This window comes from Sulfitobacter noctilucae (assembly GCF_000622365.1).
GTDB lineage: Bacteria > Pseudomonadota > Alphaproteobacteria > Rhodobacterales > Rhodobacteraceae > Sulfitobacter > Sulfitobacter noctilucae.
In genome coordinates this window covers 1,425,800-1,446,944 of the sequence record NZ_JASC01000014.1, presented here as the reverse complement: position 1 = coordinate 1,446,944, position 21,145 = coordinate 1,425,800, and the positions used below count along the sequence as shown (strand labels likewise).

Genomic DNA, 21,145 nt, shown 5'->3' with positions numbered 1-21,145 from the left:
TTTGGGGCAGTCTCAGCCCATCGGGTATGATCGATCTGGAGGTGCTTTAAGAACGAATCGTAACCTGCCGTAAACGTTAGGTATAAATGCTTCGTTCGTCGCGCACCCCCAGAGCGCATGGGCGTAATACCATCAGTTTTTGCAGGAATTGCAAGCATAGAGATGGCACTTGCACAAAAACCATGCAGATTGTCGGGTGGTGTTTGACCTGTTCCGGCAATCCCCGTAGCTTTGTGCGATCACCGCTGAAAAAAGCGACTGCCGAGATACTGGGGACAAAATGCTGGATCAGACAAGCGCGGCACCAATTGCGCAAATTCAAGGGCTTCGGGTCGAATTCCAGACCAAGGATGGCCCCGTCGTAGGAGTCGAGGATGTCAGTTTTGACATCAATCCAGGCGAAACGGTCTGTGTGGTCGGCGAATCCGGGTCTGGTAAATCAGTGTCGTCTCTGTCGCTGATGCGCCTGGTGGAATACGGCGGTGGTGAAATTGCGGGCGGGCGGATGCTTTTTGACCGCTCTAACGGCGATCAGATTGATCTGGCCCAGACCGGTGCGGCTGACATGCGCCGGATCCGGGGCAACGAGATCGGGATGATCTTTCAGGAGCCGATGACGGCGCTGAACCCTGTCTTCACCGTGGGCAAGCAGCTGACCGAAGGCCTGCGCCTGCACAAAGGCATGAGCAAACGCGCCGCTGAAGAGCGGGCGTTGGAGTTGATGACGCAGGTGCGCATCCCCGAGCCGGAACGGCGGCTAAAGCAGTATCCCCACGAACTGTCGGGCGGCATGCGCCAGCGTGTGGTGATTGCGATGGCGCTGGCTTGCGAGCCGCGTCTGCTGATCGCGGACGAGCCGACAACGGCACTGGATGTGACCATTCAGGCAGAAATTCTGGCGCTGATGGACCGGTTGAAGCGCGAGACCGGCACGGCTGTGATGTTCATCACCCATGACATGGCTGTGGTCGCACAAATGGCCGACCGCGTTGTGGTGATGTACCGCGGCAACAAGGTCGAAGAGGGCACGGTCGAGGAGATTTTCGAGAATCCCCAGCACGCCTATACCAAGGCGCTTTTGGCGGCGGTGCCCAAGCTGGGCGAAATGACCGGAAAGGAATGCCCCGAAAAGATGAAGATTTTCGGGATGAAGGATCAGGAAATCAAACCGATCCGCTGCGCGGAGGAAGTCCTGCTAAGCGTGCGCAACCTGACCACGCGGTTTGCGGTCAAGGGCGGCTTTTTCCGCCGCACTGTGGCGAATGTTCATGCAGTCGAAGACATCTCCTTTGACATCCGCAAAGGCGAAACGCTGAGTCTTGTGGGCGAGAGCGGCTGTGGCAAATCCACCGCCGGCCGGTCGATCCTGCGGCTGGTGGAGCCGTTGCGCGGCGAGATAGCCCTGGGCGGCAAGGACATCATGGCGCTGAACCAGCGCGATCTGCGCACCGCGCGGCTCGATATGCAGATGATCTTCCAGGATCCCTTTGCCTCGCTCAACCCGCAGATGCAGCTGGCCGATCAGGTGGCCGAACCGATCCATAATTTCGGCACGCTCAAGGGCAAGGCGGTGACCGAGCGCGTCGAGATGCTGTTTGACCGTGTGGAATTGCCGCGCAGTTTCATGCGCCGCTTCCCGCATGAGCTGTCGGGCGGTCAACGCCAGCGTGTCGCGATTGCCCGGGCGCTTGCGCTGAACCCCAAGCTGATCATCGCGGACGAGGCGGTCAGCGCTTTGGATGTATCGGTACAGGCGCAGGTGTTGAACCTGATGATGGAATTGCAGGAGGAAATGGGCCTGAGCTATCTGTTCATCAGCCACGATATGGCGGTGGTCGAACGGGTTAGCCACCGGGTCGGTGTGATGTATCTGGGCCGGATCGTCGAGATTGGCAGCCGCCAGCAGGTGTTCGAGAATCCTCTGCACAGTTACACGCAGGCGCTCATGAAGGCGGTGCCCATCGCCGACCCACGCAAGCGCAAGGACGAGAAGGATCTCAATTTCAAACCGATCCCCTCCCCAATTCACCCTGCAAGGTACACCGCCGAGCCTTCCGAATACGTCGAAGTGCACCCCGGCCATCATTTGTTGATCACCGACAGCGGGTATTGAGCGCATGACCGATGGCCGCAAAGTGGCGTTGGTAACAGGCGGTGCGCGCGGCATCGGTCGCGTCATTGCGGCGGATCTGGCGCGGGATTATGATCTGGCGATCACCTACAACCGGACCGCGCCGCAGGCCTTGCCCGAGGGCGCATTGGCCGTTGCGGCCGAACTGTCAGAGCCTGAGGCCCCCGCGCGCGTTGTCGAGGCGGTAATCGAGCGTTTCGGACGGCTGGACGTCATCGTGAACAACGCGGGCGTCATCGGGATGTCCGCCGCCGAGGACTACGCGCAGGAAATTCTGCGTACCATGCTGGATGTGAACGTATTGGCACCGCACGGGATTTTGGCGGCTGCACTGCCGTATCTGGGTGAGGGGGCCGCAATCGTGAACATCTCTTCTGTGAATGCGATCCTGCCGCCCAAAGGTGCCGCGATCTATGGCGCGAGCAAGGCCGCACTTGATCTGTGGACCCGTGCGATGGCCAAGGAGCTGGGACCGCGCGGCATACGCGTCAATGCGGTTGCCCCCGGTGCCGTCAACATCGCCGAAGAGCCCCGTGACGCGGAACTGACACAGATATTTGTGGAAATGACGGCGCTCGGGCGTCTTGCCACCGCGCAGGATATTGCAGAGGCGGTCCGCTTTCTGGCAGGACAGGCGGCAGGCAGCATCACCGGAGAAGTGCTGACCGTATCTGGAGGATACCGGCTATGACGACCAGACTGACCCCCTTCGAGTTGATGGAAAAGCTGATTAGTTTCCCCACCGTCTCGCGCGATACGAACATTCCGCTGATCGACTGGGTGGCCGACTATCTGGACAGCCACGGCATCGAGAGCCATCGCTATGTCGATCCCGATCAGCCGAAACATGCGCTGTTCGCCCATGTCGGCCCTTGGGAAGAAGGGGCCATCGTGCTGTCGGGGCATACGGATGTGGTGCCGGTAGATGGCCAGCCCTGGGATACCGATCCCTTCAGCGTGGTCGAGAAAGACGGCAAATACTACGGGCGTGGCACCTGTGACATGAAGGGGTTCGACGGTCTGGCGCTTTGGGCGCTGGTCGAGGCGAAATACGCAGGCGTGAAGCGCCCTTTGCAAATCGCGCTCAGCTTTGACGAAGAGATTGGCTGCACCGGCGCACCACCCATGATCAAGGCCATGCAGCCTGTTCTGCCCAAAGGGGCGGCCGCGATCATTGGCGAGCCATCAACGATGCAGGCGGTGACCGGTCATAAGGGCGGTACCGGGTTCAACACACATGTCGTGGGCTTCGAGGTCCATTCCTCGCTGCTGCATACCGGCGTCAACGCCATTATGGCAGGTGCCAAGCTTATTGAATGGGCCAACGAGATGAACACCGAAAACATGGCGGCCAAGCCGACAGAGCTGGCCGCGATGTTCGATCCGCCCTTCACTACCTGTCATGTGGGCATGATCGAAGGCGGCACTGCGCATAATATCACCGCCAAGGACTGCAAATTCGCAATGGATTTCCGCGTGGTACCGGGAGAGGACAAGGACAAGTGGGCGCTGGACTATATGGAAAAGGTCCGCGCGGTCGAGGCGCAGATGCAGGCGGTGGTGCCAGAAACCCGCATCGACGTGACACCACGGTTTGACGTCCCCGCCTTGCAGCCCGAGGAAGGGGGCGAGGCCGAGACATTGGTGCGCCAGATTACCGGCGATAACGCCAGCCACAAGGTCAGCTATGGCACCGAGGCCGGTCAATTTCAGGAAGCGGGCTACTCGGCTGTGATCTGCGGCCCCGGAGATATCGCCCAGGCGCATCAGCCCAATGAGTACATCGAGATTTCGCAGTTCGAGGCGGGGCATGACTTTATGCGCAAGCTGGTCGACCGTCTTAGCCTTTGAACGCCAGTGCATAGGATGTTCCCATTGCACGCGCCGCAGGGCAACTAGATGCAGGGCTTTCCTATCACTGACAATTCGCCGGTGAGCTTTACGGCACATTTGCCCACCGAGGCAGATGTTGTGGTGATCGGCGGCGGGGTTATCGGGGTCTGCACCGCACACTGTCTGGCCGAGGCCGGGCATTCGGTCGTTCTCCTGGAAAAGGGTCGCATTGCAGGAGAGCAATCCTCGCGCAACTGGGGATGGATCCGCCAACAGGGGCGCGACCTGGCCGAATTGCCGATCATGATGGAGGCGATCGGCCGCTGGCAGGAACTGGCGGCCCAGACAGACGTGGATATTGGCCTGCGGCAGACAGGCGTCAGCTATCTGGCCGCCTCCCACAAACAGCTGGCGCGCTATGCTGCCTGGCTGGACGAGGCGGCGGCTTTTGGTGTCGACACCACATTGTTGAGCGCCCGCGATACAGCGCGGATGTTCCCCGGCGTGACCGGAAAACAGGAAGGGGCGTTGGTCACACCCTCGGACATGCGGGCAGAGCCCTGGCTGGCCGTGCCCGCGCTTGCAGGAATCGCAAAAAACGCAGGTGTGCAAATCATCGAAAACTGTGCGGTGCGACAGCTCGATCTGGCGACAGGCCGAGTGGCAGGGGTCATCACCGAGCGGGGTCTTATAAAAACTTCCAGCGTGGTTTTGGCGGGGGGTGCATGGTCATCACTGTTCTTGCGCAACCACGGTATCAGCATCCCACAGCTTTCCGTACGCGAAAACGTGCTGGCGACGGGGCCGCTCCCCGAGGTTCATGCGGGCGCCGCGGTCACCGCACGGCTGGCCTTCCGGCGGCGCATGGATGGCGGCTATACTTTGGCCCCATCAGGGGTGGCAGAGCTCTTTATCGGGCCGGATGCCTTTCGCGCCTTGCCTAAATATCTGCCGCAGCTGCGGGCCGATCCCTTTGGCCAGACCTATTTGCCGGCAGCGCCTGCGGGCTTCCCGGACAGTTGGCGCACGCCGCGCCAGTGGACCGGCGACAGCGAAACACCGTTCGAGCGGATGCGGGTCTTGAACCCTGAACCCAATCATCGCCAGCTTGCCCGCCTGCTGCGCGACTTTGCAGCACTCTATCCCGATGTGCCGCGCCCAAAAATCAAAACCGCATGGGCCGGAATGATCGACACGATGCCCGATGTTGTCCCGATCGTGGATCACTGCGCGGCGATCCCCGGTCTGGTGGTGGGCACGGGCATGTCCGGTCATGGCTTTGGCATCGGCCCGGCACTGGGCCGTATGCTGGCCGCACTGGTCACGGGCGCGCCGGTGGGTCATGATCTGACAGCTTTCCGGATGGAGCGATTTGCCGATGGCAGCGCACGCCGCCGGGGCACCGCGCTTTAACCCAAGGACCGCCAACATGCCGATCAAGAACCGCTTTGCCGAGACCCACGCCGAGATCACCGCATGGCGGCGGCACCTGCATGAGCACCCCGAGCTTCAATTCGACGTGCATGAGACCGCGAAATTTGTCGAAGACAAGCTGCGCAGCTTTGGCATTACCGACATCACCACCGGCATTGGCCAGACCGGCGTTGTCGCGGTGATCGAAGGGCGCAGCAATACCTCGGGTCGCGCCATCGGTCTGCGGGCCGATATGGATGCGCTGCCGATTATGGAAGCGACGGGACTGCCTTATGCCAGCAAAACACCCGGTAAAATGCACGCCTGCGGCCACGACGGCCATACCGCCATGCTGCTGGGGGCTGCGCAATATCTGGCCGAGACGCGTAATTTTGACGGGCGCTGCGTGCTCATTTTCCAACCCGCCGAAGAGGGCGGCGGCGGCGGCAACGAGATGGTCAAAGACGGGCTCATGGACCGCTGGAGCATCGAAGAGGTCTACGGCATGCACAACATGCCCTTCTACCCGGTGGGCCAGTTCGCGACCTGCAAGGGGGCCTTGCTGGCTGCTGCCGATCAGTTCGATATTATCATCGAAGGCAAAGGCGGTCACGCCGCCGCCCCGCACGAGGCGATTGATACCAATCTGGGGGCCGCCCATGTGCTGATCGCATTGCAAAGCATCGCTAGCCGGAATGTGGACCCCGTAAAACAGGCGGTCGTTTCGGTTTGTACCGTGCGGTCGGACACCGATAGCCACAACGTATTACCACAAACCGTCAAGCTGCGCGGCACGGTCCGCACGCTGGATGAGAACGTGCGCGATCTGGCCGAAGCCCGCCTGCACGAGATCGTGACCCATACCGCAGCAGCGCATCATTGCACCGCCGAGATCGACTACGAGCGCGGCTATCCCGTGACCGTAAACCACAACGCCCAAACCGATTTCGCCGCCGATATGGCCGAGAAAGTCAGCCCCGGGGTCTGGCGCGATACACCGCCCATCATGGCGGGTGAGGACTTCTCCTATATGCTGAACGCGCGGCCTGGCAATTACATGATGATCGGCAACGGAGAGGAGGGCGCAACGGTTCACCACCCGATGTATGATTTCAACGACGATGCCATCCCTGCGGGGTGCTCGTGGTTTGCTGAGCTGGTGGATAACAGATTGGCGGCGGAATGAGTTTTTGCGCCGGCCACAGACGCGGCGAAAACGCGCTTAGGCCACGTCGGTGGGGGGTGATCCGTGCTGACGGGGAAGCCGACATTGACACCCCGCCATGCGAATTCTATCAAAAGTAGACATCAACAGACCGGTACATCCGACAGTGAGTTTCAAGCTTTCTAAAGAACAGATGGGTTTACCGGTTGCGGCGCAGCAAGACAGGTTGATCGCGGACATCGAAGCGCATCTGGCGTCAGAGCAGCCACTGGTGCTTCGGGCTTATCCACGGGGTCATCTATGCTCGCTGATAGACCACAGCCTGCATATCGCCCGAAGCCGGTTCGGGCTGTCCGATTTGGGCCACCTGAAGCTCTTTGTTGATCTGCGATGGCGCATTTCCTCGGGGTATTTCACGCATCCGGACATTGCCGCCGTACTCAGCAGCAAATCCATGACCGACCGGCAAAAGTTCGACCGCTTGGCCACGCCCGCGTTTGACGACATCTGGGATGCCGCCGAGGCGCTTGACGGCTCCGCCTATTGGCTGGCCGAGGCAGGGACGCAGGTAACGGATGGCTGAGGAGTTTAACGACGTGCTCTCGGAATCGCTTGAGCAGAACATGTGGCAACGCGCCACTGCCGAGTTGAGTCCGCTGGATTATGCGACCTTCTCGGCGGATGTCGCGGGCATCTTTGATCCAACCCCGATTTCGGACACCATCGGCGCGGGGCTTTCGCTGGCTCAAGGGGATTTTGTCGGGGCCGGTCTGTCTATTCTGGGGTATATTCCTTACGTAGGTGATCTGGGCAAAATAGCCAAAGTATCGCGCTATGCGCCTGAAACCGCGCGGATGATGCGGGCACTTTTGACGCGGGCGGATGAATTTGCGGCAATGCGCAGGGCCGATCTGGAAAGCCTGTTCAGTCTTGATCAGGTGGCAGCAGCGCGGCGGCGCGCGGCGGAGCGGGTGCGCGAAGCGATGTTGCGCTGTCGGCAGAACCCCAACAGCCGCATCTGCCGCAAGATTGGCCAATTGCAGATGGCACGCAGCAACGGGACCTGGAACACGCCGGACGGACTGCCCCCCGCCGACGGCAATGCGACTTTCACTTTTGACAACCCGCGGACCTATACGGACGCAAACGGGCAGCAGGTCACGGTTACATCCGTAGATTATGAGGACGGGTTCCCGAATTTCAGGGGCAATACCTATAACGGTACGCATGATTTGTGGGATGTCTCGGGTTCGGCCAGCACCGATGCCACCCGCTTGCACCAGCAAAACCCCGATCTGGCGCGGCCCGATCCTGCGGATTGGGTCCTGCACCATTTCGAGGACGGTCAGGTCGGCTATGTGCCACGCACCATTCATGACCGGGGCCAGCAGGGCGCGTCGCATTCCGGCGGCCAGTCGATCATCAACAACGACGTATTCTAAACGAGAGGCGAGCCATGTTCGAGATCACCGACGAGATGCGCGAGGGATGGGCGGTCTATCCCAAACCCAAGGCCACGCCGGAAGACGTTGATAAACTGCGGGCCTATATCGCTGAAACGCTGCCCGATCTTCAGACGGCGCTTTCGGAACCCTACATTGAATTTATTACCAACCACGGTTTTGTCAGTTTCCTGCCGCCCGCTCAGAGCGTGTTCTGGTATTCCGTGGACAGTGCCGCGGGAACAGAGCGGCACCGCGGGGATGTGGCGTATGTCATGGATGTGGACCGTGCGATCACCGTGCACCGCAATATGACCGGCGAAGCGGGTCCGTCCTTTTGGCCCGTCTTCCTGTTGCCGATCGCTGGCAGCGCGGGAGAGGATTATATTTTGCTGGAGCTTGGCGGACAGAACGACCGAATTTTCTTCTGGAAAGAGGCGTATGACCCTTTCGGAGAAGGAGACAACACGCGTTTGGGGCAGGTCGCGCCGAACATGTATGATTTCATCAACGGGCTAGAGCCCGCGCCGGAGGACTGAGCGCCTTGTTTCTGGAATACCGTGAATGGCCGCCGGCGCTGCGGGCGCTGGGGGTCTCGGAGCTTTTGGGCCGCGTCGATCTGGACTATGAGCTGACCGACGAAGGCCTGGCGATTGCGTTTGATCCTGCGGCTATTCCGGTGCTTGATCCGCCGATTTTCGCCAAGCTGGGACCGAAGGCCCTGCCACGCGGCTTGCTGCGCGATATGGGGCATTTGCCAGGTTTGATCGAGACATTGACCCCAAATGCACGGGCCGTTGTGGGGCTGGTTGCAGAACAAGGCGCACTGCTGGCGCTTTACCTGTTCCGCTGGACAGATTTCTCGCAGGTATCGGAGTTCAAACTGTCGATCACACCTGACCGCGTGCAGCTGGATGCCTATGTCTGGCGGGGGGCGCGGAGCGAGCCATTGACCGATGGGTTGCGCCAGTCGCTTGAGGCGTTCGGGGCCGGCATGAGAGAGCATGTTTCTGCCGGGCGTTTCAGGGCGGATGTGGCGCTTATGCCAAATGACGATCTTCGGCTGATCGAATTGAACCCGGCCAAAAGCGCGTTGTTGCGCGGACCCAAGGACCTTGCCATCACCTGCACGTTGCCCTGAGCTCTGGCCTCGCGCAACTTCGCGGCACCTCCCGTGCGATCTGAATTGACGATCCCGATTTGCGGTGGTCTTAAGAGACCCATGTAACAGACGAATGCCGCTGTTTCCCTGTGTCGCCTTGGGCGTCCAGAAGGCAACGCGCCCTGACGCTGCGGACTTCACGGTCCTGCGCGCCGATGCTAACGACAACTAAAATCATCTTCGCTAAAAGGATTAGCCCCATGCCGGTCAAAAACCGTTTCGCTGAACTTCATGATGACATCACCGCGTGGCGTCGGGATCTACATCAGCACCCCGAAATCCTTTTCGAGACACACCGCACCGCAGCCACGGTGGCCGAAAAGCTGCGCGCTTTCGGCTGTGACGAGGTGGTCGAAGGGATCGGGCGCACGGGCGTTGTTGGCGTGATCAAGGGCAAGACGCAGGCCTCGGGCAAAGTCATCGGCTTGCGGGCCGATATGGATGCCTTGCCGATCCCCGAACAGACGGGGCTGCCCTATGCCTCTACAGTGCCTGACGCAATGCATGCCTGCGGGCATGACGGGCATACGGCGATGCTTCTGGGGGCCGCGCAATATCTGGCTGAGACACGCAATTTCGATGGTACCTGCGTGGTCATCTTCCAGCCCGCCGAAGAAGGCGGCGGTGGCGGCAAGGAAATGTGCGACGATGGCATGATGGAGCGGTGGGGCATCCAGGAAGTCTACGGCATGCACAACTGGCCCGGCATGCCGACGGGATCTTTTGGCATCCGTACTGGCCCGTTCTTTGCCGCGACGGATTTGCTTAAGATCGAGGTTGAAGGCTTGGGCGGTCATGCCGCCAAACCGCAGGAGACCATTGATACCATGGTTGTCACCGCGCACATCATCACGGCGCTGCAAACAATCGTGAGCCGCAATGCGGACCCGATTGGCAATATTGTCGTCTCGATCACCTCAATCGAAAGCTCGTCCAAGGCGTTCAACGTAATCCCGCAGCGGGTGAACCTGATGGGAACAGTGCGGACCCTGTCCAATGAACTGCGCGATTTGGCGGAAAAGCGTGTGACCGAGATTTGCGAAGGCATCGCCGCGACCTTCGGGGCGAAGGCCACGGTGGATTACACCCGCAACTATCCGGTGATGATCAATCATGATGAACAGACCGAATTCGCTGCCGAGGTTGCGCGTGGCATTTCGGGGCAGTGTGACGAGGCACCGCTGGTGATGGGTGGCGAGGATTTCGCCTTTATGCTCGAAGAACGTCCCGGTGCCTACATTCTGGTCGGCAACGGGGACGGCGCTGCGGTGCATCACCCGATGTATAACTTCAACGATGAAGCCATCCCGGCGGGCTGTTCATGGTGGGCCGGGATCGTGGAGCAGAGGATGCCTGCGGCTTAGTTGGCAAGCAAGCGGCGGTAGAGCGCGACGAGTGAGGTTGCTTCGCGCTCTATCGAGAAATGCGCAAGAATATGGGGGCGGCTGTTGGCGGACCATGTGTTCAGCCTGTCGGGGGTCGTGACGGCCGCCATGACAGCCTCTGACAGCAACGGAATATCATCCGGATCAACCAGCGTGCCTGTCTTGTCTTCCACCACCAACGCCTCGAATGCGCCAACGCGGGTGGCGACCACAGGCACACCGCAGGCCATCGCCTCGATCGGCGTAAGGCCAAAACCTTCCCAGCGCTGCGGCGCGACATAAAGATCCAGCACACGGTACCAGTCGGCCATATCCTCCACCGGGACTTCGGGCAGGAACAGGACGCGGTCGCTCAGCCCTTCGGCGGCGGCGCGGTCCTTGAGGTTTTGTTCATAGGCGCGGTGCGGGTCGGTGGCGCGGCCCATGACCAGCCCATAGGCTTGCGGCGTGGCATGCAGCACGGGGATCAGCGCCTCGACAAAGGCGTCGGTGCCTTTTTGCGCGCGGATGCGGCCATAGCAACCGATCAGCAGACCTTCGGGCAAACCCAGTTGGCTGCGCAGGGCGGCACGGTCGGAGGCGGGGGCATAGCTTTCGGTGTCGATGCCATGCATGATCACCTGCGCGGGGTTTTCAAGATAGGCGTTGGTGCGTTCCGATGTGGCAACCACCGCGTCCATGCGGCGGATAAGCCAGCGCGTGAGGCCCGATTGCTTGCGCTGGGAGGCTGAGGTGAAGACCAGTTTCAGCCGCTTGCCCAGCAGATATTTCAGGGCCAAGCCGCCAATCATCTCGACGTTGCGGCGGGCGTGCCAGACGCGAGGACCATCGGGGCCGTTGCGCGGCATGGTGATCAGAGAGCCGAGCGGGATCTGGGGCACATGGGGCGGGATCACCGGACCAGTGGCGGCGATGGTGATCTCGCGGGACTGCACAGGCACCAGACGCATCACCGTCGCGGTCACGCCCGACAGACGGCGTTTGAAGTTAGGCGCGATGACCTGCACCTTGCGGATATCAACGCGGCTCATGGCTTTAGCTCCAATGCGGCGACCAGGCGGTCGGCGATGCTGCCCAGCCGGTCGCTTTGGTCTTGGGAGAAGCGGCGGGCGGCAGCCTGAGCCTTGTCGCGGGTATTCTTATCGGACAAAAGCGCGTCGACCTTTTCGGCAAGGTCTTCGGCGTCGGCGACCAGACGAGCAGCCCCAGCGGCCTCCATTTCGGCGTAGGTTTCGGCGAAGTTGGTCACATGGGTGCCTGAGAGCACAGCCGCACCCGATTGCGCAACCTCGAACGGGTTGTGCCCGCCGATAGGCCGCAGGGAGCCGCCCAGAAAGACAACATCGGTGAGCGCGTACCATGTGCCCAACTCGCCCATCGTATCGGCCAGAAACACCTCCGCGCCCGGCACATCGCCGCGCGTGCGCCGTGTCAGGCTCAGGCTGGCACCGGCAATCAGATTCATCACCTCTTGCCCGCGTTCAGGGTGGCGGGGGGCAAGGATCAGGTGCAGATCGGGGTGCGATGTCAGTAGGATCTTATGCGCGTCCAGCACCGTCTTTTCTTCGCCCTCATGGGTCGAAGACGCGACCCAGACGGGGCGGTGACCCAGCGATGCGCGGGCCTCGAACAGGGTGTCTTCGTCCACCGGCAGGGGGGCGGACATGGATTTGAGGTTAATGCCACGGGCCACGCGGTCTGGCGGGGCGTGCATGGCAATCATGGATTTGGCCATCGCATCGTTCTGTGTCAGGATCAAAGAGAAGACCTCGAGCACATGCCGCGATAGCGCAGGCCGCTTGGCCCATCCTGCTTGCGAGCGCTCGGAAAGGCGGGCATTAACCAGCGCCAGCTTGGCCCCGCTGGCATGGGTCCGGCGCAGCATCTGCGGCCAAAGCTCGCTTTCGACAAAGATCGCTGCATCGGGGTGCCAGTGTTTCAAAAACCGCTTGAGCGGGCCCGGCGCGTCCAGCGGGGCAAACTGGTGCACCGTGCGCGGCGGCAGGCGCCGGGCCAGCAGGTTGGCAGAGGTCGCCGTGCCGGAGGTGATCAGGAACTGCGCGTCGGGCAGCACTTCGCCCATGCGGGTGATCAGCGCTAGCACCGACAGGCTTTCGCCGACCGAGGCGCCGTGAAACCAGACCAGCGGCGCGTTTGGTTTGCGTGGCTCTGTCGCATGGCCAAGCTTTTCATGCGCCCTGACCACGGTAAAGCCCGCCCGGCGCAATTTGCGGACTTCGCTGCGGGCGAAAAACGGCACCAGCAGCATGCTGGTACCGACCCAGGCGCGGTAAAGAAGGGGGGCAGCCATGCGGGGCCGCTCAGCCGCCGGTGTGGCTCATGTGGCGGGGCATCTGGCCGTCCAGCCGCTGGCGGGAATAGTCGAAATCATGGCCTTTGGGCTTAAGGTTGATGGCGGCGCGAATGGCCTCTTCCAATGGTCCGTTGTCATCGGAGGCCCGCAGTGGGGCCCGCAGATCGGCCATGTCCTCTTGGCCGAGACAAAGATACAGTTCTCCGGTGCAGGTCAGCCGCACGCGGTTACAGCTTTCGCAGAAGTTATGGGACAGAGGCGTGATAAAGCCGATCTTCTGGCCTGTTTCCTCAAGCCGCACATAGCGGGCAGGGCCGCCCGTCCGCTCGGCCAGATCGGTGACGGTATAGTGATCAGCATAGCGGGCGCGCACGTCTTTCAGCGACCAGTACTGGCCCAGCCGGTCCTCGTTGCCCAGATCGCCCATCGGCATTACTTCGATCCAGGTCAGGTCCATGTCCCGTTCTGCACACCACGCGGTGATCGTCGGAAGCTCTTCCTCGTTGAACCCCTTGAGCGCCACGGCATTGATCTTGACCCGCAGGCCCGCCTTTTGCGCTGCATCCACACCGCGCAGCACCTGTGCCAGACGGCCCCAGCGGGTGATTTCGGCGAATTTGCCCTCATCAAGCGTATCAAGCGAGATATTCACGCGGCGCACGCCTGCGGCATACAGTTGATCGGCAAAGCGTTCCAACTGGCTGCCATTGGTGGTCAGGGTGAGCTCTTTGAGCGCACCGCTCTCCAGATGCCGGGTCATACCGTTGAAGAATGTCATGATGTCCCGCCGCACAAGCGGCTCTCCGCCGGTGATGCGCAGCTTTTGAACGCCGAGGCCTACAAAGGTCGAACACATGCGGTCCAGTTCTTCCAGCGTCAGCAGTTCCTTTTTCGGCAAAAAGGTCATGTTTTCGGACATGCAATAGACACAGCGGAAGTCACAACGGTCCGTGACAGAGACGCGCAGATAGGTAATGGCGCGGGCGAAAGGATCGATCAAAGGTGCATTCATGCAAGTATAGGTAATGGTCCGCCCAGATGCAGGCAAGCAGCATTTGGGTGATTGATGCAAGGCCCGCCACCGAATAGGGTTGTCCCATTGGAAAAGGAGAGATTTGATGAAACCGTTTTTGATTGCAGGTGTTTTGTTGGCGGCATTGGTCGGGTGTACCGAACCCGAACCGCCTGCCGAGGTGCCGGAGGATACAGGGCCGGAGATCGTGCCGCTGAGCGTGCCATTGGCTACATAGCGCCGGAGTGAAGCAGCGGTCGCGCTGATCAGTCAGGCCAAACCAAACGGAGTAATGAGTGTGAGTATAAAACGGGTCTTGGTGGTGTGCGTCCTGGCGGGGACGGTGTCTGGCTGTGCGGGCATGGATCGGTTCGTGCCGGATGGTTTCAAGCGCGAGCAATCGGCAGAGGTAGCCCAACCGCAGACAACTGTCCCTGCGGAAGCGCCCGTTCATACCGCTGTGCTGGCCCCGGCCACTGCGGCACCACCGCCGGTACCCGCTGCGCGGACGGTCGAGGCGCTGGATACGACAACGCCTGAACAACGCGCCGCTGCGGCAGCCCCGGCCGCACCCGAGGCCCGTAGCAACGCGCTGGGCAGTACGGTAGTGTCATTGGGCAGCCCGACAGAGCCGGGATTGTGGTTGAAGACACCGCTGGTCAAGGCCGAAGGGCAGGGCCGTGTGACCAACCCCGCGAACGGCAAGTCATCGCTGGTCACCTTGATTCCGCTGGACGGGCCCGCCACCGCAGGTAGCCGCATGTCGCTGGCGGCTTTGCGTTTGATTGGGGCGTCCCTGACCGATTTGACGCCGGTTGAAGTGACGTCAGAGGGCTGAGGCTCATGGTCTAGGTCTTCTTGCGCAGATAACGCAGCGCCTCTTTCGCGGCAAAAGGGCGCATGTCCTCTCCGTGTGTCTCCACAAAATCTCGCACAGGCTGCGCATCGTGTTTCGATAACTCACGCAGCCACCATCCGATGGCTTTTTGAATGAACCATTGATGATCCGGCACCATCGTCTCGATCCAACCGAGTATGCGGGCGCGGGCCTCGAGTTCTGCAGGTTTGGGGTGGTTTTGTTTGGTCCATGGCAGAGTACTGACCAAGGCGGCGCGGCGGGTCCAGAGGTGGTCGGAAGCGACCCATGTCTCGACCTCGTCCAGCCGCGATGGGTCAGCCACCAATCGCTTTTGCCCCGCCATACAAGCGTGATCGGCAATCGCCCAACTGTCAAAATCGCGCGTCCATGACGCGATAAGCGCCCAGGCGGCGCTGTCATCGGGCCGGATACGGGCTTGGGTCAGCAGTTTGGCGGCAGCGAGACGTCCCTCGTATATATTGGTCCGCCAAAGCGCGTCCGAGAGAGCGACGCGGGCGGGGGTATCCAACTCTTTGCGCCACTCTTTCGTCAGCGCGTCGATTTGTGGATTGGCAAGGCCGAGATAGACGCGGTCCACCTTGTGGTACTTGCGCATCCCGACGGCGCGGGCCGGGTCCGCGCAATCGGACAATTGGGCCAGATAGGCCTCATGCATCGGGATCGCCCAGGATATGCGTTGGCAACCCGTCGATGGTGGTCTGATTACGCTCTTTCCAATAAGTGGTGATCCCCTCCGCTCCCTTATCCTCTGCCCATTTCTCAAGCACGTCACGCGGGCCTTGATGGTCATAGAAAGGCACCGCGTATCCACATGAGGTCTGCAGCATTTCTACCGTCATATCATAGATTTGGCGGGCACCATCGCTTGAGGGGAAATCCGCGTTCAGCGCTTCAAAGTCTGCATCGCGGGGATGGAGCGTGCGGGCGGTGCCATAGGCGCGCATGATCATAGGCTGTCTTTCAAACCCGCACCACATCAGCGTCATGCGGTTGATGCGCGCCAGATGGGCTGCGGTTTCATTGCCCGAGCCTGTCAGGTTGCGCCAGATGATCCGGTTTGGCCCTATGACACGCAGACTGTCCATGCCCTTGGGCGAGACATTTACGGTGCCCGTATCCGCAGCGGTGCCAACAAAAAACATATGCTGTGCTTCGATAAAGCGGCGGTGAGTGTCGTTGATCTGCTCAAACTGCTTGGCCATTCGGGGTCCTTCGCGGGCGTATCACTCTACCGTAACAGATTTCGCAAGATTGCGCGGCTGATCCACATCGGTGCCTTTGGCGACGGCGGTATGATAGGCGAGCAATTGTGCCGGGATGGCATAGAGGATCGGACCTAACGCATCGGCAATCTTTGGCATCTGGATGGTGGCCCAAGTGCCGTGGCTTGCTTCCGCCACACCTTCGGTGTCCGAGATCAAAATGACCTTGCCCTTGCGCGCCATGACCTCTTGCATATTGCTGACAGTCTTGTCGAACAACGCATCGCGGGGGGCAAAGACCACCACAGGCACTTCATCGTCTACCAGTGCAATGGGGCCGTGTTTCAGTTCGCCTGATGCATAAGCTTCAGCGTGTATGTAGCTGATTTCTTTTAGTTTCAGCGCACCTTCAAGGGCGAGGGGGAACATGTGGCCGCGCCCAAGAAACAGAACATCGCGTGCAGTAGAAAGCTTGTAAGCGGCGTCCCGCATGGCGCTGTTGGCTTCAAGTGCCGTGTTGATGACCGAAGGCAACCCGCGCAGGGCGCTGATGTGGTCCGCGATCGCCTCCTCGTCCAACACGCCGCGATCGCGTGCGGCTTTCAGCACCAGCAGGAACAAGACCGTCAGCTGGCAGGTGAATGCCTTGGTGGAGGCCACGCCAACTTCGACACCGGCGTAGATCGGCAAGGCCAGATCACTTTCGCGGGCGATGGAGGATTCAGGCACGTTTACCACTGAAAGGATCGACTGCGCCTTGCCATCGCAATAGCGCAGCGCGGCCAGCGTATCGGCAGTCTCGCCCGATTGGCTGACGAACAGGGCCAAGGTGCGGGCCGGGATTGGCGGTTCGCGATAGCGGAATTCGGAAGCCACATCGACCTCGACGGGCAGGCGGGCGATCTGTTCGAACCAGTATTTCGCAGTCAGACAGGCATAGGACGCGGTGCCGCAGGCGACCATTGTGATCCGGTCAATGGTGCTGAAATCCATGCCGCCATCGGGCAGGATGATCTCGCCCTTATCGCTCAGGTAATGCGACAATGCCTGACCGATCACACCGGGCTGTTCGGCGATTTCCTTGGCCATGAAATGCTTGTGCCCGCCCTTGTCGATGCGGGTCGCATCCACCTGAATTTGACGAATGGCGCGGTTGGCGATGCTGCCATTGGCGTCCGTCACCTCGACGGAGGTGCGGGTGATGACGGCGATGTCGCCTTCTTCCAGATAGCTGATACGGTCTGTCATTGGCGACAGCGCAATGGCGTCACTGCCCACAAACATCTCGCCGGTGCCATAGCCGATGGCCAGCGGCGATCCCTTGCGGGCGGCAATCATCAGATCGTCGTGTCCGTCAAACAGGAAGGCGAGCGCAAAAGCGCCCTCGAGCCGCGAGAGCGTTTCTCTGGCCGCCGCAACTGGGTCCATGCCATCATTCATGTAGTGATGAGTCAGCAGGGCGACGGTTTCCGTGTCGGTCTCCGTGACAAACTCCACGCCCGCCGTTGCCAGTTCGGCCCGCAGTTCGCGGAAGTTTTCGATGATGCCGTTGTGCACAACCGCCACCTTGCCCGCCTGATGCGGGTGGGCGTTGGTCACAGTCGGCGCACCATGGGTCGCCCAGCGGGTGTGGCCGATGCCGGATTTGCCCGCCAGTGGTTCATGGACCAGCAGATCGGAGAGGTTCACCAGCTTGCCCACCGCGCGGCGGCGTGCTAGTTGGCCGTCATTGACTGTGGCGATCCCGGCGCTGTCATAGCCACGGTATTCCAGCCGTTTCAGGGCTTCTACAAGGATAGGGGCGACTTCGTGATCGCCCAAGACACCAACAATACCACACATTTTCAGCTGCCTCGCTGCTGTTTGGCCTTTTTGGCCTTTAACATTTCGAACATTTTGCGCGCCATACCCGGTTTCTCGACCTGTGGTGCGCGGGCCAGCGCCAGCGCCTCTGGCTCCACATCGGAAGTGATCACAGAACCGCTGCCGGTCATCGCGCCTGCGCCCACGGACACCGGGGCCACCAGCATGGTGTTGGACCCGATGAAGGCACCAGCACCGATCTGGGTCTGGTGCTTCATCACGCCGTCATAGTTACAGGTGATCGTGCCCGCGCCGATGTTGGCCGCAGCACCGATGGTGGCATCGCCGATATAGCTCAGGTGATTGACCTTGGCCCCTTCGGCGATTTGGGCGTTCTTGACCTCGACAAAATTGCCGATGCGCACATGCTCTGCCAGTTCGGCACCGGGGCGCAGACGGGCATAGGGGCCGATAACGCTGCCGCGTGAAACATGACAGCCCTCAAGATGGGAAAAGGCCCGGATCGTCGCACCGCTTTCCACCGTCACGCCGGGGCCAAAGACCACGTTGGGTTCCACCAGCGTATCGCGGCCAATCACCGTATCGCGGGCCAGAAACACGGTTTCAGGCGAAGTCAGGGTCACGCCGTCTTCCAACAGGGCGGCGCGGGCGCGGCTCTGGAATTCGGCCTCGGCGCGGGCCAGCTCGCTGCGTGAATTGATCCCCATCGTCTCCCACTCGTCGCAGGTGACAGCGGTGGCCGAAAGACCGCGCGCGCGGGCAAGGCCCACAATATCGGTCAGATAGTATTCTTCGGAAGCGTTGTTGTTGTCCACCGCATCGATCAGATCGAACAGCAGGTCGGAGTTGCAGGCGACAACGCCGGAATTGCACAGCGTGATTGTGCGCTCGTCGTCTGACGCGTCTTTGTATTCAACGATGCGGTCCAACTGCTGACCGTCCATCACCAACCGACCATAGCGGGCGGGATCTGCGGACTCGAACCCCAGAACAACCACATCATTGGCCGAAAGCGCCGTTTGCATTGCCTCAAGCGTTTCGGGCCGGATAAAGGGCGTGTCGCCGTAGAGGACCAGCGCCGTGCCGTCAAAACCACTCAGGGCGTCGCGGGCTTGGGCGACGGCGTGGGCGGTGCCGAGTTGTTCGCTTTGCTCCACCACTTTGATGGCCATGTCATAGGCCAGCGTGGCATCCCGCACCATATCGGCACCATGGCCCGCCACCACGACAGAGCGTTCGGGCTCAAGCAATGCGCCCGCTTCCAGCGCGTGGATCAACATCGGCTCGCCTGCGATGGGGTGAAGAACCTTGGGCAGGTCCGAATTCATCCGTGTGCCTTTGCCCGCGGCAAGGATGATCAGGGCGGTTTTCATATGATGCTCGTACTACCGTTTGTTGGCCCCTCTTTACGCGGTTAACACAAAGGCGCAAGACTGGGCCGGATCAAACTAGGTTGCGTGTTGCAACATCAGCGGGCGGTGTTCCGCGCATAAGGGCAGGGGAGACCGGGCTTTGAAGACAGTGGTATTCGATCTGGACGGGACATTGGCCGACACCAGTGGTGATCTGATAGCGGCGGCCAATGCCTGTTTCCGCGAGATGGGCGCAGGGGATCAACTGTCGGCGGCCACCGACGCGGCAACTGCCTTGCGCGGGGGGCGTGCGATGTTGCGGCTGGGGATGGAGCGGCTGAACCGTGCGCAGGATGTGGCGACGATTGATGCCTATTATCCCAAGCTGCTGGAGGCTTATGCCCGTGATATCGACACGCATACGGTGCTTTATGATGGTGCGATGGCGGCGGTGGAGCGGTTGAAAGCCGACGGCTATTTCGTCGCGATCTGCACCAACAAGCCCGAAGGGCTGGCGGAAACGTTGTTGACACGGCTCGGTGTGCGGCATGCGTTTGATGCGATGCTGGGTGCCGATACGCTGGCGATCCGCAAACCCGACCCCGAACATCTGTTCGAGACCGCGCGCCGGGCGGGTGGTGATCCGGCGCAATGCCTGCTGGTGGGGGATACGGATACCGACCGCAGGACTGCCCGCGCCGCAGGTGTACCTTGTGTGTTGGTCACCTTCGGTCCGGCCGGCGGCGATATGGCTGCTCTGGCTCCGGAAGGCTTGTTGAACCACTACAATGATCTTGACGGTCTTGTGGCGCAGCTGATCGGGAAGGCAGCATGACAGAGGTCTTCACCGGCAGTTTCACCCAGCAAGAGCCGATCCCCGAAGAGGGTATCGAGGCTGCGGTGGCGGTGATGCGCTCGGGCCGGTTGCACCGTTACAATACCGCGCCCGGAGAGATCGCCGAAACCGTACTGTTGGAGCAGGAGTTCGCCGCGCAGGTCGGTGCCAGATACTGCCTTGCAGTGGCCTCAGGCGGCTACGCGATGGCGACGGCCCTGCGGGCGATTGGGGTAAAGCCCGGCGACAAGGTTTTGACCAATGCATTTACGCTGGCCCCGGTGCCGGGGGCCATTGCGGCAGTCGGCGCTGAACCGATTTTTGTGGGCGTGACCGACCAACTGGTGATTGATCTGGATGACCTCAAGGCCAAGGCAAACCAGGCGGATGTTCTATTGCTCAGCCATATGCGGGGGCATCTGGTAGATATGGAAGCATTGATGGCGCTGTGTGATAGCGCAGGCATTACCGTGATCGAGGATTGCGCCCATACCATGGGGGCCGCTTGGAAGGATGTGCCCTCTGGCACGCAGGGGAAAGTCGGCTGCTATTCCTGCCAGACCTACAAACATGTGAACGCAGGCGAGGGCGGCCTTCTTGTGACGGATGATGCAGAGGTGGCGGCACGGGCCGTCATGCTGTCCGGCTCTTATATGATGTATGAAAAGCATCTGGCCGGACCGCCGAAAGAGGCATTCGAAGCAATCCGATTTGTAACCCCGAATATCTCGGGCCGTATGGACAATCTGCGGGCCGCCATCCTTCGGCCGCAGCTGCGAAATCTTGACGCACAGCGGGAGCGCTGGAATGGGCGGTATCGTGCGGTTGAGGCGGGGCTGCGCGATACGCCGGGGCTAACTGTGATTGAACGCCCTGCCGAGGAGACCATCGTCGGCTCTTCTATCCAGTTTTTGCTGAAAGGTTGGACCGCATCGTCCGTCCAGGATGTGTTGGCCCGGTGCCTGAAACGCGGGGTAGAATTGAAATGGTTCGGCGCAGCTGAGCCCGTGGGCTTTACCAGTCGCTACGATTCTTGGCGGTATGTTGATGCCCCGCCCATGCCTGCAAGTGATGCAGTGCTGGCAGGGATCATGGATATGCGTGTGCCACTGACCCTCAGCCTTGATGAATGTGCGCTGATTGCGCGGATTATCAAAGCAGAGGTCGGTGCGATCTTTCAAAGCGCGTAAAAGGA

At 60.8% G+C, this 21,145-nt stretch carries 21 protein-coding genes; 14 read left to right on the top strand and 7 right to left on the bottom strand.

All coding sequences use genetic code 11. The features are described from left to right. The first annotated feature begins 280 nt into the window (after positions 1–280). The 10 genes from Z945_RS0117240 (at position 281) to Z945_RS0117190 (ending at position 10,510) form a co-directional block, all read left to right on the top strand. Positions 281–2,113, top strand: coding sequence for an ABC transporter ATP-binding protein (locus Z945_RS0117240; protein ID WP_025053340.1), 1,833 nt, complete (start codon positions 281–283; stop codon positions 2,111–2,113). A 4-nt stretch (positions 2,114–2,117) separates the two neighbouring features. After that, complete coding sequence (locus tag Z945_RS0117235) at positions 2,118–2,822, top strand: SDR family NAD(P)-dependent oxidoreductase (RefSeq protein WP_025053339.1); 705 nt, start codon at positions 2,118–2,120, stop codon at positions 2,820–2,822. Next, a complete protein-coding gene (argE, locus tag Z945_RS0117230) occupies positions 2,819–3,982 on the top strand; it encodes an acetylornithine deacetylase (protein ID WP_025053338.1) in 1,164 nt (387 codons plus the stop codon). Before Z945_RS0117235 ends, argE begins: the two co-directional genes overlap by 4 nt. Before the next feature lie 48 nt (positions 3,983–4,030). Beyond that, positions 4,031–5,377: an NAD(P)/FAD-dependent oxidoreductase gene (locus tag Z945_RS0117225; RefSeq protein ID WP_025053337.1), complete on the top strand. Its 1,347-nt coding sequence runs from the start codon at positions 4,031–4,033 to the stop codon at positions 5,375–5,377. 16 nt (positions 5,378–5,393) lie between these two features. Beyond that, positions 5,394–6,563 (top strand): M20 aminoacylase family protein, encoded by a 1,170-nt coding sequence (locus Z945_RS0117220; RefSeq protein ID WP_025053336.1) that lies wholly within the window; start codon positions 5,394–5,396, stop codon positions 6,561–6,563. A gap of 172 nt (positions 6,564–6,735) precedes the next feature. Then, positions 6,736–7,125 carry a hypothetical protein gene (locus tag Z945_RS0117215; protein ID WP_025053335.1) on the top strand — a complete coding sequence of 130 codons (390 nt, stop codon included), beginning with the start codon at positions 6,736–6,738 and terminating at the stop codon, positions 7,123–7,125. Next, on the top strand, positions 7,118–7,984 hold the full coding sequence (locus tag Z945_RS0117210) for a hypothetical protein (protein WP_025053334.1): 867 nt from the start codon (positions 7,118–7,120) through the stop codon (positions 7,982–7,984). The genes Z945_RS0117215 and Z945_RS0117210 overlap by 8 nt, the downstream gene beginning before the upstream one ends. A 14-nt stretch (positions 7,985–7,998) precedes the next feature. Further along, on the top strand, positions 7,999–8,523 hold the full coding sequence (locus tag Z945_RS0117205) for an SMI1/KNR4 family protein (RefSeq protein ID WP_025053333.1): 525 nt from the start codon (positions 7,999–8,001) through the stop codon (positions 8,521–8,523). Positions 8,524–8,528: 5 nt separating this feature from the next. Next, a complete protein-coding gene (locus Z945_RS0117200) occupies positions 8,529–9,125 on the top strand; it encodes a hypothetical protein (RefSeq protein ID WP_025053332.1) in 597 nt (198 codons plus the stop codon). Between the two features lie 221 nt (positions 9,126–9,346). Further along, positions 9,347–10,510 carry a M20 aminoacylase family protein gene (locus tag Z945_RS0117190; protein WP_025053331.1) on the top strand — a complete coding sequence of 388 codons (1,164 nt, stop codon included), beginning with the start codon at positions 9,347–9,349 and terminating at the stop codon, positions 10,508–10,510. Here Z945_RS0117190 and Z945_RS0117185 read toward each other — a convergent pair. From Z945_RS0117185 to moaA, 3 genes are read right to left on the bottom strand one after another with little or no spacing between them, the layout of a single operon-like run. Continuing rightward, positions 10,507–11,562 (bottom strand): glycosyltransferase family 4 protein, encoded by a 1,056-nt coding sequence (locus Z945_RS0117185; RefSeq protein ID WP_025053330.1) that lies wholly within the window; start codon positions 11,560–11,562, stop codon positions 10,507–10,509. The two genes, Z945_RS0117190 and Z945_RS0117185, sit on opposite strands and share 4 nt — an antisense overlap. Then, entirely contained in the window at positions 11,559–12,842 is a 1,284-nt protein-coding gene (locus tag Z945_RS0117180) for a 3-deoxy-D-manno-octulosonic acid transferase (RefSeq protein ID WP_025053329.1), read from the bottom strand. The genes Z945_RS0117185 and Z945_RS0117180 overlap by 4 nt, the downstream gene beginning before the upstream one ends. 10 nt (positions 12,843–12,852) lie before the next feature. After that, a complete protein-coding gene (gene moaA, locus Z945_RS0117175) occupies positions 12,853–13,857 on the bottom strand; it encodes a GTP 3',8-cyclase MoaA (protein ID WP_025053328.1) in 1,005 nt (334 codons plus the stop codon). Between the two features lie 106 nt (positions 13,858–13,963). On the opposite strand from moaA, the gene Z945_RS20975 reads away from it, so the two are divergent. Both Z945_RS20975 and Z945_RS0117165 read left to right on the top strand, forming a co-directional pair. Next, positions 13,964–14,095, top strand: a complete 132-nt coding sequence (locus tag Z945_RS20975) for a hypothetical protein (protein WP_277618921.1) — start codon at positions 13,964–13,966, stop codon at positions 14,093–14,095. A gap of 60 nt (positions 14,096–14,155) precedes the next feature. After that, a complete protein-coding gene (locus Z945_RS0117165; RefSeq protein WP_241434521.1) occupies positions 14,156–14,695 on the top strand; it encodes a hypothetical protein in 540 nt (179 codons plus the stop codon). 10 nt (positions 14,696–14,705) lie between these two features. On the opposite strand, the gene Z945_RS0117160 is transcribed toward Z945_RS0117165, so the two are convergent. From Z945_RS0117160 to glmU, 4 genes are read right to left on the bottom strand one after another with little or no spacing between them, the layout of a single operon-like run. After that, positions 14,706–15,392: a DNA alkylation repair protein gene (locus tag Z945_RS0117160; RefSeq protein WP_025053326.1), complete on the bottom strand. Its 687-nt coding sequence runs from the start codon at positions 15,390–15,392 to the stop codon at positions 14,706–14,708. Continuing rightward, positions 15,385–15,939, bottom strand: coding sequence for a pyridoxamine 5'-phosphate oxidase family protein (locus tag Z945_RS0117155; RefSeq protein ID WP_025053325.1), 555 nt, complete (start codon positions 15,937–15,939; stop codon positions 15,385–15,387). The genes Z945_RS0117160 and Z945_RS0117155 overlap by 8 nt, the downstream gene beginning before the upstream one ends. Before the next feature lie 21 nt (positions 15,940–15,960). Further along, positions 15,961–17,781 carry a glutamine--fructose-6-phosphate transaminase (isomerizing) gene (glmS, locus tag Z945_RS0117150; protein WP_025053324.1) on the bottom strand — a complete coding sequence of 607 codons (1,821 nt, stop codon included), beginning with the start codon at positions 17,779–17,781 and terminating at the stop codon, positions 15,961–15,963. A 2-nt stretch (positions 17,782–17,783) separates the two neighbouring features. Further along, entirely contained in the window at positions 17,784–19,136 is a 1,353-nt protein-coding gene (glmU, locus tag Z945_RS0117145; protein ID WP_025053323.1) for a bifunctional UDP-N-acetylglucosamine diphosphorylase/glucosamine-1-phosphate N-acetyltransferase GlmU, read from the bottom strand. Between the two features lie 139 nt (positions 19,137–19,275). Between glmU and Z945_RS0117140 the strand changes: the two genes are divergently transcribed. Then, on the top strand, positions 19,276–19,950 hold the full coding sequence (locus Z945_RS0117140) for an HAD-IA family hydrolase (RefSeq protein ID WP_025053322.1): 675 nt from the start codon (positions 19,276–19,278) through the stop codon (positions 19,948–19,950). Further along, on the top strand, positions 19,947–21,140 hold the full coding sequence (locus Z945_RS0117135) for a DegT/DnrJ/EryC1/StrS family aminotransferase (protein ID WP_025053321.1): 1,194 nt from the start codon (positions 19,947–19,949) through the stop codon (positions 21,138–21,140). Before Z945_RS0117140 ends, Z945_RS0117135 begins: the two co-directional genes overlap by 4 nt. The last annotated feature ends 5 nt before the right edge of the window (positions 21,141–21,145 follow it).